Origin of the sequence: Chitinophaga sp. OAE865, from assembly GCF_040546735.1 — a bacterium.
GTDB lineage: Bacteria > Bacteroidota > Bacteroidia > Chitinophagales > Chitinophagaceae > Chitinophaga > Chitinophaga polysaccharea_A.
This window is the reverse complement of record NZ_JBEPOF010000001.1, coordinates 2,366,855-2,379,956: the sequence shown is the minus strand read 5'-3', so window position 1 is coordinate 2,379,956 and position 13,102 is coordinate 2,366,855. Positions and strand designations below refer to the sequence as shown.

Below are 13,102 nucleotides of genomic sequence, written 5' to 3'. Positions count from 1 at the left end.
TGCGTCTTATCTTTAGCGCGTATGAAAAAATGGGCCCTTCTTCTGGCTGTTGCAGCTATTGCCATGCTGCCGCTATCTATGCAAGCGCAGGTGAACAGCTACTTTCCAGGGATATGGAAAGAAAATCCACAACTGCATACCACTTCTTCTGCAAATGATCCTTATACTATCCTTGATTACAGGATAGTCAGGGATTTTAATGTGAGCACCCGTGATAAGGCACAGGCCACCTCGCATTATAAAATGCTGTATAAAAATATCAGGGTTAATACACAGCGCGCGGCGGATAGCCTCACACGGCTGGTAATGTCCATGGAGCCAGGCGAAGCACTGCGTGGCCTACGCATAAGGGTGATACATCCCGGCGGCAGCATAACGAACCTGAACGACGAAGTAAGGATGATTGAGATGAACCAGGGGCGGAAAGCCATAGTAGCTAATAACCTCGTACTGGAAGCCGGTTGTGAGATCGAATATGAAATGAGCCTGAAGGTGCAATACGATTATGCGGGCACCGACTACCTCCAGTCGGGCATCCCCTGCAACCAGCTCAGCTATGTATTAATAGCCCCCAAAACACTTGATTTTGTGATAAAGCCAGGTGCCGGTTTGCCTGCATTGCAGGACAGCGTTAGCGGCAACAACCGTTATTACTGGCTGAATATGCAACACGTGCCGGATCTTCCCGCCAACGACCTGTTCTTTTACCTGCCGCAACTGAAACGGGTTGACTTCGGGCTGAAGCAGGCCATAGAAGGGAAAGATACCGTGCGTATGACCTGGCAGAAATTTGGGGAAGATAATTATATTCCCATTGTAGCGGTATCCAAAGCGGAATTCAAACAACTGGAAAAAGAACTGCAGAAATGGCCTTTTGTAAAACAACGTCTCCCGCTTCCACAGATGATCTACCTGGTGGAGCAATATATAAAATCCAATTACAGCCTGGTAGCGCCTTCCGAAACCGGCGAAACAGTGGATATCATTTCCATCATCCGCAATAAACAGGCAGAAAAAGCGGGCTTCACCCGTTTGCTGAATGCGGTGTATTATATGCTGAATATTCAAACCCAGGTATTATTCACTACCTCACGCGACAGCCTGCTGATGGACAGCCAGCTGGTATACCGGCAACTGCCCACTAATGTGCTGCTCTATTTCCCGGCGGTGCAACAGGCACTGGCTCCCACGGAAATGAATACACGCTTTCCATGTTACCCCTCTTTACAGACCGGCATTCCGGCATTGCGCTGCCGCGATACCCTGGTAGGCACGGAAAACAAGGTGCTCACAGACTTTATCCAAACACCGGCGCCACCGTATACGCTCAGTAACATCACCCTGGAAGCCACGCTCCGGTCGGTAACGGATCCTACCTGGGAAGTAAAGCAATCCTTTGGAGGTTACCCTGCCTCTAACCTGAAAACTGCTTTTGCCGGCACCGGCAGCACACCGGAGGGCCGGCTGCAGGTATATAATGCCATCCTTCCTTTTGAACCCGGCGTAAGGAAGCCCCTGGAAGTAAAAGCCGAAAACGAGGTATTTAATAACCGCTCCCTTGATAAGCCTGTATTGCTGAACAGTACGTTGCTTAACACATCTTCCGTAGAAAATAAAGAAAACAGTATAGTGATCCACGCAGGACCTTTGCTGGGAAATAACCTGACTGCCGAGATGCCGCTTCCGCCCGGCGATCTGCCGGTGCAGATCAATTTTCCCTATTACCAGGAAAAACGTATAGTCATCCCCGTGCCAACCGGTTATAAGGTAGCGAATAAGGCAGATTTCTCTGCAGAGATCAATGATAAAGAAGGTGCATTGGGCTTTAAAATGCGGTGTGAACAGGATGGCGGCCAGCTGCGCATTTTTGTGCTGGAGTGGTATAAGCAAACCGACTTTTCCGGCAACAGTAAAGCTGCATTCGGGCAGTTGCTGAAAAGGATGCAGGTGCTCCAGCAACAGGACCTGGTACTGGTAAAAGAATAGCTTTATACGCCGTCTACATCCGGGATAATCACCACGGAACGGAATCTTTTTTCCGTTTTAAGCTGGATAATGAATTCCTGCAACACTCTTTTTACATGAGCAATCAATCTCGTTTCACGGGGCAGTTTGATCAGCATTTCCTGTAAGTAATTGTTACGTACTCTTGCTACCAGTGGTGCTGCCGGTCCAACCAGTTGGGCGCCTATATGCGGTTGCAGCCAGCTGGCCAGGATCTGTGCAGCCTGTTCTGCAGTCTGCTGGTTTTTATGCCGGATAGTTAATTTCAGTAAACGGAAGAAAGGCGGGTAACCAAATACCTGCCGCTCGGCAATTTCCGCTTCAAACATCGCTTTATAATCGTGCGCTGTTACATAATGCAATACCGGGTGCCTTGTATTGCTGGCCTGGATCAGTACTTTACCCAGCCCGTTTTTACGGCCGGCGCGCCCGCTTACCTGTTCCATCATCTGGAAGGCCCTTTCATTCACCCGGAAATCGGGGAAACCCAGGAGATTGTCTGCGCTCAGGATCCCTACCAGGTTTACGTTTTCAAAATCCAATCCTTTCACCACCATCTGGGTGCCTACAAGTATATCAATACTGCGGTCTTCCAGCAACTGGATCAGTTTATTGTGGCTGTCTTTATTTCTCACTGTATCTACGTCCATACGGGCGATACGGGCTTCCGGGAAAGCCATCTGCAGGTCGTCCTCTATTTTTTCCGTGCCAAAGCTTTTGGGCTCAATGGTTTGAGAGCCGCAGGCATCGCAGGTATGCACATAGGGATATCTTGTGCCGCAGTAGTGGCAGTGGAGCTTATCCTGGTTTTTATGATATGTGAGGGATACATCGCATTGTTTGCAATGCGGTATCCAGCCGCAGGTAGTGCATAGCAGGAAAGGCGCATATCCGCGGCGGTTCTGGAAAAGGATCACCTGTTTTCCATCAGTCATACTTTGTGTGATGGCAGCTTTCAGCGCAGAAGAAAAATGGCCGTCCATAGTTTTCTCAGCCATTTCCTTTTTGATATCCACTATTTCTATAACGGGCATTTCCACACCGCCGAACCGTTCTTTCAGTTCAACCAGTCCATATTTTCCCTGTTGGGCGTTAAAATACGATTCCAGGGATGGCGTGGCAGAGCCCAGCAGCACTTTGGCTTTGAAGAGACCGGCATAATAGATGGCGGCATCCCTTGCGTGATAACGGGGCGCGGGGTCCTGTTGTTTATAAGACGCATCATGCTCTTCATCAAGGATGATCAGGCCCAGGTCGGGGAAGGGCAACAGCAGGCTGGAACGGGCGCCCAGTATGATGCGCAGCTCGCCTGTTTTCACCTTGTTCCATATTTCCACCCGCTCGTTATTATTAAACCTGGAGTGATAAATGCCAATGCTGGTGCCGAAGTGCTTTTGCAGCCGGCGGATTATCTGCGCAGTAAGTCCTATTTCGGGCAACAGGTACAGTACCTGTTTACCACTGGCCAGGCAAGCCTCCATCATCTTCACATATACCTGCGTTTTACCGCTGGAAGTAACCCCGTGGAGCAGGGTTACCTGTTTATCCTTAAAATGCGTTTGTACTTCCTCCAATGCTTTTTCCTGTGCAGGGCTCAGGTCAAAATCGATCTGTGCATCCATTTTGCCGGTAGCGATACGGTCTACCGTACGTTTCTCCACCCACAGGATATTTTTATCTACCAGGCCTTTCAGCTGGGCTACTGTGGCGCCGGATTTCTTCAGCAATTCTTTCTGCAGCACAGCGCCCTGTGTTTTCAGCAGGTGAAGATAAGCGAGAAGCAATTCCATTTGCTTCGGGGCCCGGCCCATATCGTTGAAGAGGGCTGCCAGTTGCTCTTCTTCCTGGTAGTGTGCATGCAATTGCACGTAATTTTCCTGTTTCTCCTTATATACTTCTTTCAGTTCCTCATATACCAGCAATACTTTTTTCTCTATCAGTTTCTTGATAACAGAATATACTTCTGATTTGTCGAGGATCATTTGTACTTCCTCTATGCGCAGTTCCTTACGGATATGCAGGGCTTCCGCGATGAGGTATTCATCATCGTCGAGAGAGGTAAAGTCGTCGCCGAAGGCATCATTAAAAAGCAGGAGCGTTTCGCTGGAAAGCTTGAGGTGGGCCGGCAGTGCGGCATTCAGCACCTCTCCTTCCGTGCACATATAGTAGCTGGCCACCCATTCCCAGAAGGCTAACTGGGTAGGATATACGATGGGCGATGCGTCCAGCATATCCAGCAATGGTTTTGTTTTATACAGGGGGGCCTGTTCGTGAATAGCTTTCACGATACCGGCGTACTTTTTCTGTTTTCCGAGCTGCACGGCTACCCTGCATCCTACCTGGAGGCCGGACATATTTTCAGGAACCGAGTAGGTGTAATTTTTGGGTAGCGCCAACGGCAATATTACATCTGCGTACTTCATCCTATTGGCTGCAGGGTTGGGTATTTATGATATTTACGTAATTCGGTGTCCATCGCATCAAACACCCGTTGTTTGAGGGTATTGATATCTTCCAGCGTCATTCCTGTAACAGGTATTGGCGGCAGGAACACCACGCGGCATTTACCGGGAGAAAGGTGCATGGGTCCTTTATGTGGTAAGCGATGGCCTGCATCTAGGTACAGTACCGGTTTAATCGGTTTCTGCAGCTCAATGGCCATGCGGAATGCACCGTTATGGAAAGGGCGTAGTGGCTGATCGGTGTCGTTGGTGGTGCCTTCCGGGAATACGAGGATGGAGATACCCGCTTTGAGGGCTGTCATCATCTCCCGTACGCTGCGCGCCCTGGCGGCTGCGCTGGAACGGTCTACCGGTACTACTGAATTTTTATAGATAAACCCGAAGAAGGGGATCCGGGACATTTCCACTTTGCCCAGGGGGCGGAACGGGAGCCGCATTACTTTCACGGCGATGGCTGCATCGAGATAAGAGCGGTGATTCACCACGTAGATGCAGGGCTCATTGTCGCGCTCGCATAAATATTTGCGTGTTACCCACATGCCTGCCAGCGGGAACCAGGCATGCGCCCAGAAACGGAGAAAATAAAATATAATATTACCTCCCTTTTGCCTGCCCAGCAGGGAAGCCAGGAAAATAGGCGGCAATATCAGGAACATGATGCCCAGGAAAACAGCAGCGGCGTATATCACATAAATAACACGCAACGGTTTCAGTAAAAAATTCATAGACGCCTCTGAAGGTTTAATATGGCGGAAAACTACGAAGAAAATTACGAATTACGCGGAAAGAGGCGTTGAATTAATCGCAGTGGCAGGTCCAGTCCTTATCAAGATCTATACAGGTAATTACTTTAGCATTCAGTGAATCGCAGGGCGCAAAAACGATCCGGAGATGCTGTCCTTCGCTGGAATAGCCTTCCACCGCATAGGTTGGGCAGGGATGATCGTTGGGGTTGGATTTTTCCGGGTTAACTTTTCCTTCGGCAAGGATTTCCTCCACTTCTGCCCTTGTCACCTGGCGACAATCCATCCGACAGATGGCGTGTTTCGTATATTCCAGGTGGGCGTGCCTGTTGATCACTTCCCCGGCAATGGCGGGGCTGCCGGAGTTACTACGGGCCACAACGGGGCGGCTGCCGGTAGAGGAGGGAGCGGGCGTGCTTTTCCACCATTTCTGCTGCCAGCCGGCCAGCAACAGCAGAGATAAGAGGAAAACCGGAAGATATTTTTGCATTGATTTCATAAAGCAACAGAACGGCGCGCAAAATAGTTAAAAATTCCTTACCTAACTATGACATAAAAAGTTCCTACCTTTGCCTCCCTTTATGGAACAGGTAAAAACAGTAGCATTTCATACACTCGGCTGTAAGCTGAACTTTTCAGAAACCTCTTCAATCAGCAGGTTACTGGAACAGGATGGGTTTGTAAAAACGGATTTTGATGGAACAGCAGATGTATATGTGATCAATACCTGTTCTGTAACAGATAATGCCGATAAGGAGTGCCGTATGCTGGTACGCCGCATACAGCGCCGCGCGCCGGGCAGCATGGTAGTGATCACCGGCTGTTATGCCCAGCTGAAACCTGAAGAAATTGCTTCTATTGAAGGCGTGGACCTGGTACTGGGTGCGGCAGAGAAATTTAATATCGCCGAACACCTCAAAACGCTCACCAAGGGAGACAGCGCGAAGATCTGCTCCTGCGATATTGAGGAGGTGAATAGTTTTCATGCTTCCTATTCGCTGAACGACCGCACCCGCACCTTCCTGAAAGTGCAGGATGGCTGTGACTATACCTGCGCCTTTTGTACCATTCCAATGGCTCGTGGCAAAAGCCGCAGCGACAGTGTTGCCAACGTGGTAAAACACGCGCAGGACCTGGCTGCCAACGGTGTGAAGGAAATTGTGCTCACCGGCGTAAACCTGGGCGATTTTGGTAAAGGCTTTGAAGGCGGGAAAAAAAGGGAAGAAACCTTTTTTGAACTGGCGCAGGAACTGGATAAAGTAGAGGGCATTTCCCGGTACCGTATTTCTTCCATAGAACCTAACCTGCTCACCAATGAGATCATTGAATTTGTAGCCAACAGCCGCAGGTTCATGCCTCATTTCCATATTCCGCTGCAAAGCGGCAGTAACGAGATACTGGGCCTCATGCGCCGCCGCTACCGCCGTGAACTGTATGCAGAAAAAGTAGCCCTGATCAAACAATTTATGCCGCATTGCGCCATTGGCGTGGATGTGATCGTAGGTTTCCCCGGTGAAAGCAATGCGCATTTCCGCGAAACATACGATTTCCTGCATGAACTGGATGTATCCTATCTTCACGTATTCACCTACTCCGAACGCCCCAATACCGCTGCACTGGAGATCAGGCCGGTAGTGCCTGTACATACCAGAAACGAGCGCAACAAAATGCTGCGCAACCTCAGCCACAAAAAGCAGCAGTTCTTTAATGAACAGCACCTGCATCAAACCAGGAAAGTGCTGTTTGAATCGCTGGGGAAAGATGGTATGATGGAAGGCTATACGGATAACTATATCAAAGTAACCACTCCTTTCCGCCAGGAATGGCATAACCAGCTGATCGACTGGGACCTGCGCTAACCGGATTTTCTCCGGAGCAGGAAGCCCCGGAAATGATCATGCCAGGAGATCAGGTTGCCTATGAGGAAGTAATCTTTCAGGTTGCTTTTGATACTGCTGCGCATAATGCGTACCACAATATTTTTTCCAACCTCTCCCTTTTCCGCTACCAGCAACAACAATTCCAGCGACATCAACAGCAGGATGGCGCTGATAAGGAACAGGAAGCTCCACTGATGCAGGGCCACCAGGTGTAAAACCTTTGTAGTATGCGGGCCGGTGAAGGTGGCATCTATCTGTAAATGCCTTGCCGCAAAGAAATCGGCCACATAACCACCTACCAACGGCGCCACTGCGGAGAAAACAGCAGTGATAATATTCCGTGTGGATAAGTATACCACAGCATCCTTTACCGGGGCCAGTTTTAGCCCGATATTGGTCAGAGAAAGGTTAATGCCTGCATTGGCAATACCGGTAAAAATATGGATGAGCACCAGCAATATCATATTGGCATACATCTCCGAATAAATCCCTACAAAACACCATCCCACTACGCAGGCAATATATAAGGGGCCACTGATGGCCAGGATGGTCTTATTGCTGTACCTGTCTGCAAATACTCCCCAGATACGGAAAGTAAATACGCCTGTAAGCTGGCTTACCATCAACAATATGGTAATCACAGAAAGAGACAGGTGCATGCCCTGCATCATGAATACCGTAAAAAAGGGAGTGGCTATATTCAGGGCAAACACCCAGGCGGAATTAAAAACCAGCAGACGGAGAAAGTTTTTATCCCTCAGCGGGCGTGCAAGCAACCTGAAGAAATTTTCCCTGTCCATGTAAGACTGTGGCTCTACTGCGCCCGCCAGTATAAATGCGCCCACAATACCGGCAATACCGGCAGCAATAAACATATAGTAGTAAGTAGTGAGCTCATAGGCAGGATAATACCGCCGGATATAATCCACGCCAAAAGCGGCCACCAGGCTTAATATCACATTCAATCCCTGTGTGTAGCTGCTTCTTTTGGCGAAGTAACTCCCCATGACCTGTTCGGGAATGAGATCCTTTATCCAGGCGTTCCAGCTGGGCCCGGCGATCGAGCCGAAGAAATAAAAAAAGAAAAGGAAGAAGATCAGGAAATTGATATTGCCCGTTTGCGGGAACAGCAGGGGAATGGCGCCTATAAGCAGTAACGGGATCCTGGCCAGGAGGGAGCACAGCACTGTTACCAGTCGCCGGTTATTACTACGGCGCACCAGCCATATGGATATTAACTGGAACACGTTGGTGAAAGTGGGGAGGCCGGACAACAACCCGATCTGCAGGTTATTGGCTCCCATCAACAGTGCCATTGCCACCAGGAATGCCCCTCCGGTAAGCGTGATCATGGCTTCAGCCGCCAGCCCGTCGCCTATGATCAGCTTCATTCCCTGTGCCCTTTCGGATTCGGTGATGTCGGTGCGCGGTCTCAGATTCATACTTTCAGCTTTCAGTATAAACAGATACCCGTGCACCGGCAATGATTATACCATGCCAAACAGCAGGGATGGCTGTATTACTTCGGGAAACCCGGGTCTGCCTTTACTTCTTCGAGCTGCTGCGTATGGCGGTTGGTGTGTGCGGCATCCAGCAATAACAACTGGTAAGCATCGATAGGCCCCAGCGCAGGGTGGTCGGTAATGTGATCACGCATTACGTCCTGGGTGCTGGTTACATATTCGATGAGTTTATCGCGTTGGGTTGTAAATGCTTTGATCGCTTCCGCATTGGAGGAGTAGTTGTGTTTGGGAATGCCATACTCAGGCGCTTTTACTTTATGGCTGCGGTCTTCCACGTTTTTAATGATCTGTTCGTCCGTGGTTTTAATGTCTTTTCTTCTTTCGGGGTTGGCTGGCCGCTGTACCAGTTTCTGCTCTCCTTCCATGATAGCTTTTTCAATCAGGGTAATATGCTCCACGCATTCGATCACCGACCAGCGGTCGGTGGAGGGCTTGTACTCCAATTGCGCATCCGTGAGGCCCTGCACATCTTTCAGGAGCTGATCCTTTGTTTGCTGTAGCTGAGCCAGGAGAAGGGATCTGTCTTCCTTTACGCCCGGTACAGGGCGGAAGGCGGTAACTGCTGAAAAAACGGTTATTGTCAGCAGCAGTAGTAACTTTTTCATCGTGGTTAAAATTTAAGTGCCAGGAAATTGGAGTTATTGATCAGAAGACAGGCAAATTACGAAAAACCGATGATCTCCAGAAATTCCTCCCTGGTAATAAATCCTGCGCCCAGTGAGGCCAGGTGGTCGGTATGTACCTGGCAGTCGATCATCTGAAGCTCATGTGCATAAGTTTGCACAAAAGTGATAAACGCCGCTTTGGAGGCATTGCTCACGGTAGCAAACATGGATTCCCCGAAAAAGAAAGGACCCGTTTTAACACCATAGAGGCCACCCACCAGTTCATTATGCTGCCAGCATTCTACAGACATGGCATAGCCTGCCTGGTGCAGCCGTATATAGGCTTCCTGCATTTCCCGCGTAATCCAGGTGCCGGTTTGGCCGGGACGGGGAATACTGCTGCAGCGGGCAATCACACCTGCAAAGTCTTCATTGAAAGTGATCCGGAATTGCTTTTTACGCAACACCTGTTTCATGCTGGCGGATACTTTCAGTTCATCGGGGAATAATACGAAGCGGGGATCAGGGCTCCACCACAAAATAGGCGGTTCGTCGTACCAGGGGAAAATACCGGAACGGTAAGCAAGCAGCAACCGCTCCACTGACAGGTCCCCTCCTACGGCGAGTAATCCGTCCGGCTCGGAAAGCTGAACAGGTGGAAAAACCAATTGTTTATTAAGACGAAAAACAGTCATATCAGGGATCAGCTGCCTGCCATTTCTTCAATAGTGGCACTAAGCCCTCTCTCCTGCAGGGCTTCACAAAGGGGGCGAAGCTTGAGATATTCGCCCTGTTTCACAGCATACTTTCCATTAAAATGAATAATCAGCGCACACTGTTCGGCCTGCTCGTGCGTATGCCCGCAAACCTCCATCAGTGAAGAAATGACCCAGTCGAATGTATTCACCTCATCATTCCAGACTACCAGGCTGAACGGAAACTGCTCATCTTCCGCCACCAGCACATCTGTCTCTTCCTCCGGTAGTCCTTTTGTACTTGTATGATCGCTCATCTTTAATAAAAGCTTTATGCAAAATTACATGGATTATTCGTTAATTTATCCATATTTAGCAGAGATCTGCGGATTTCAGGATGCTTCGAATTTAAAAAATGGTTATGATGAACGGACTGGTTTTACTGATGAATACTAATTTACCGCTGAAAGATCCGGTGCCGATCTTTTCGCTGGTATTGTTTATAATACTGCTGGCGCCTATCCTGTTACGTAAGCTGCGGATACCCAGTATTATAGGGTTGATCATTGCAGGTATGCTGATCGGTGATCATGGTTTTAAAATAATTCAGAAAGACAGTATCGACCTCTTTGCCAAGGCCGGGCTGTTGTATATTATGTTCCTGGCGGGCCTGGAGCTGGATATGACCGAATTTCGCAAGAACCGCTACCGGAGCATGGTGTTCGGCGCCTTCACCTTCTTTATTCCCCTTACAATGGGATACGTGGTGTGTACCTATGTGCTGGAGTTTAACTTCATGGCTACGCTGCTGGTATCCAGCATGTTTGCCACCCATACGCTGGTAGCCTACCCGCTGGCAAGCCGGCTCGGCATCACTAAAAATGAAGCCGTAACCGTGGCAGTGGGCGGCACTATTATTACGGATACAGCGGTGCTGCTGATACTGGCAGTGATCACCGGTGCGCAGGCTGGTAATCTCAATACTTATTTCTGGGTACGATTGGGCATTTCGCTGGCCATTTTTGCCGCTATTATCCTCTGGCTGATGCCTATGCTTGGCCGTTGGTTTTTTAAGAAGATAAAAGACGATAAAACCTCGCATTTCATTTTTGTGCTCGCACTGGTATTTGCTTCCGCCTTCCTGGCAGAACTGGCTGGTGTAGAAGGTATTATCGGTGCGTTCCTTGCCGGGCTGGCGCTCAACCAGTTGATCCCTCATACCTCCCCGCTGATGAACCGCATCGAATTTGTAGGCAACGCTATTTTCATTCCTTTTTTCCTCATCAGTGTTGGTATGCTGGTAGACCTGAGGGTATTACTGAAAGGCCCCGAAGCACTGATCATAGCCGGCGCGCTCACGCTGATGGCGCTTAGCAGCAAATGGCTGGCGGCCCTGTTCACACAGCTGGTTTTTAAATACAGCCCCAACCAGCGCAAGGTGATCTTCGGGCTCAGCAGCGCACATGCCGCCGCTACTATCGCAGTAATACTCATCGGGTACAATATGCATATTGTGGATGAACATGTACTGAACGGTACCGTGATACTTATTCTTATTACCTGCCTGGTGGGTTCTTTTGTTACAGAAAATGCCGGCCGCCGGCTGGCCATCCTGGAAGCGGAAAGCAAACCGGAACCGGACGATCAGCCGGAACGTATACTGGTGCCGGTTTCCAACCCCGATCGTATTGAAGCGCTGCTCGACTTTGCCGTAATGATCAAAGATCACAGCGCCCAAACGCCTATTTACCCGCTGGCGGTAGTACAGGATAATGAAGAGGCAAAAGAAAAGATTCACCTCACCAATAAAATGCTGGAAAAGGCTGTGATACATGCCGCCGCCACGGAAAGTGATGTACAGGTAGTTACCCGTATTGATCTCAACGTTTCCGATGGTATTACACGTGCTACAAAAGAACTGCTGATCAGCGATGTGATACTTGGCTGGACTGATAAAACAAGCACCACCGACCGCTGGCTGGGCAACATTTTTGGTACTACGCTGGATAACGTTTTACAGCGTGTATGGGAAACGGTATATGTATGTAATTTCCATTCCCCCCTGAACACCACTAAAAAGATGGCGCTGATAATACCGCCCAACGCAGAATATGAGCTGGGCTTCCTGCATTACATGCAAAAAATGTTTATGCTCGCCAAACAGGCAGGCGCCAGGTTACTGGTTTTCTGTAATGAAAAAACACAAACCATTACCACGGCATTTGCGGAGCAAACAAAGATGAGCGTGGATCTGGGTTTCCGGCAGTTTGATACCATCGAGGATTTCCTGGTGCTTTCAAGGGAAATCAACCGCGACGACCTGGTAGTGGTGGTTACCGCCCGTAAAAGCACGCTTTCCTATCATGCGTATATGGATGGTATTCCCGCTAAACTGGAGCGTCATTTCAAAGACAATAATGTGATCCTTTTATACCCGGAACAGAGAGAGTTTGATTCACTGGAAGCAGGGCTGCAATCGGAAGATCTTACGCTGGCGCCCATCCAGGAACAGATTGCAAACCTTAATAAGCTGGGTAAAGCAGTGAAACGGATATTCAAAAAATAATGGTTACTACCGGCTGCCGGTGGCTAAATGCAAAAAGGTCCCGCATTTCTGCAGGACCTTTTTAATTGTGTAGTGTGGGAGCTACTGGATTCGAACCAGTGACCCTCTGCTTGTAAGGCAGATGCTCTGAACCAGCTGAGCTAAGCTCCCCTGAAGATCTTCTGAAAATATGTCAAACAATTTTGTGTGGGAGCTACTGGATTCGAACCAGTGACCCTCTGCTTGTAAGGCAGATGCTCTGAACCAGCTGAGCTAAGCTCCCTCTTAAAGATCTTCGGAAATATGTCAAACTACTTTTGTGTGGGAGCTACTGGATTCGAACCAGTGACCCTCTGCTTGTAAGGCAGATGCTCTGAACCAGCTGAGCTAAGCTCCCTTTTTGTTGCTAACCTATCGTCCCTTTCGTTCGATTGGATCGCAAAGGTATAAACTATTTTTATTTCACCAAATATTTTTTGAAAAAACGTGGGGATCGCCTTCGGCGATTTAAATTATCTGTTGCAGGATTAAACTGATTAATCATGATTATCCTGATTTGATCATGTTGTGATTTTATGATTAATAATAATTTAGGGAGATAAAAGGAAATTATATTCGCTTTTATCTCCCTAAATCTTTTAAAAT

At 48.8% G+C, this 13,102-nt stretch carries 10 protein-coding genes and 3 tRNA genes; 3 read left to right on the top strand and 10 right to left on the bottom strand.

Annotated features, from left to right (window positions below; genetic code table 11):
* Positions 1 to 21: 21 nt before the first annotated feature.
* A complete protein-coding gene (locus tag ABIE50_RS09770) occupies positions 22 to 1,986 on the top strand; it encodes a hypothetical protein (RefSeq protein WP_209864025.1) in 1,965 nt (654 codons plus the stop codon).
* Between the two features lie 2 nt (positions 1,987 to 1,988).
* Here ABIE50_RS09770 and priA read toward each other — a convergent pair whose 3' ends face one another.
* The 3 genes from priA to ABIE50_RS09755 all read right to left on the bottom strand — a co-directional run bounded on the left by priA (position 1,989) and on the right by ABIE50_RS09755 (position 5,699).
* Positions 1,989 to 4,427: a replication restart helicase PriA gene (gene priA / locus ABIE50_RS09765; protein ID WP_209864028.1), complete on the bottom strand. Its 2,439-nt coding sequence runs from the start codon at positions 4,425 to 4,427 to the stop codon at positions 1,989 to 1,991.
* Positions 4,424 to 5,191, bottom strand: coding sequence for a lysophospholipid acyltransferase family protein (locus ABIE50_RS09760; protein ID WP_209864030.1), 768 nt, complete (start codon positions 5,189 to 5,191; stop codon positions 4,424 to 4,426). The genes priA and ABIE50_RS09760 overlap by 4 nt, the downstream gene beginning before the upstream one ends.
* Positions 5,192 to 5,264: 73 nt before the next feature.
* Positions 5,265 to 5,699, bottom strand: coding sequence for a DUF4258 domain-containing protein (locus tag ABIE50_RS09755; protein WP_209864033.1), 435 nt, complete (start codon positions 5,697 to 5,699; stop codon positions 5,265 to 5,267).
* A gap of 91 nt (positions 5,700 to 5,790) precedes the next feature.
* On the opposite strand from ABIE50_RS09755, the gene mtaB reads away from it, so the two are divergent.
* Positions 5,791 to 7,068 (top strand): tRNA (N(6)-L-threonylcarbamoyladenosine(37)-C(2))-methylthiotransferase MtaB, encoded by a 1,278-nt coding sequence (mtaB, locus tag ABIE50_RS09750; RefSeq protein WP_209864036.1) that lies wholly within the window; start codon positions 5,791 to 5,793, stop codon positions 7,066 to 7,068.
* On the opposite strand, the gene ABIE50_RS09745 is transcribed toward mtaB, so the two are convergent.
* The 4 genes from ABIE50_RS09745 to ABIE50_RS09730 all read right to left on the bottom strand — a co-directional run bounded on the left by ABIE50_RS09745 (position 7,065) and on the right by ABIE50_RS09730 (position 10,229).
* Positions 7,065 to 8,531, bottom strand: a complete 1,467-nt coding sequence (locus ABIE50_RS09745) for an MFS transporter (RefSeq protein ID WP_209864039.1) — start codon at positions 8,529 to 8,531, stop codon at positions 7,065 to 7,067. The two genes, mtaB and ABIE50_RS09745, sit on opposite strands and share 4 nt — an antisense overlap.
* A 77-nt stretch (positions 8,532 to 8,608) precedes the next feature.
* Positions 8,609 to 9,217, bottom strand: a complete 609-nt coding sequence (locus tag ABIE50_RS09740) for a DinB family protein (RefSeq protein WP_209864041.1) — start codon at positions 9,215 to 9,217, stop codon at positions 8,609 to 8,611.
* A gap of 56 nt (positions 9,218 to 9,273) precedes the next feature.
* Positions 9,274 to 9,912, bottom strand: coding sequence for a leucyl/phenylalanyl-tRNA--protein transferase (gene aat / locus ABIE50_RS09735; RefSeq protein WP_209864044.1), 639 nt, complete (start codon positions 9,910 to 9,912; stop codon positions 9,274 to 9,276).
* Positions 9,913 to 9,920: 8 nt separating this feature from the next.
* Complete coding sequence (locus ABIE50_RS09730) at positions 9,921 to 10,229, bottom strand: ATP-dependent Clp protease adaptor ClpS (RefSeq protein WP_142683429.1); 309 nt, start codon at positions 10,227 to 10,229, stop codon at positions 9,921 to 9,923.
* Positions 10,230 to 10,333: 104 nt separating this feature from the next.
* Between ABIE50_RS09730 and ABIE50_RS09725 the strand changes: the two genes are divergently transcribed.
* Complete coding sequence (locus ABIE50_RS09725; protein ID WP_354027948.1) at positions 10,334 to 12,478, top strand: cation:proton antiporter; 2,145 nt, start codon at positions 10,334 to 10,336, stop codon at positions 12,476 to 12,478.
* A gap of 75 nt (positions 12,479 to 12,553) precedes the next feature.
* Here the strand turns inward: ABIE50_RS09725 and ABIE50_RS09720 are convergent.
* The 3 genes from ABIE50_RS09720 to ABIE50_RS09710 all read right to left on the bottom strand — a co-directional run bounded on the left by ABIE50_RS09720 (position 12,554) and on the right by ABIE50_RS09710 (position 12,854).
* Positions 12,554 to 12,628, bottom strand: a tRNA-Val gene (locus ABIE50_RS09720).
* A gap of 37 nt (positions 12,629 to 12,665) precedes the next feature.
* A tRNA-Val gene (locus ABIE50_RS09715) sits at positions 12,666 to 12,740 on the bottom strand.
* A gap of 39 nt (positions 12,741 to 12,779) precedes the next feature.
* Positions 12,780 to 12,854: transfer RNA gene (locus ABIE50_RS09710), tRNA-Val, on the bottom strand.
* Positions 12,855 to 13,102 lie beyond the last annotated feature (248 nt).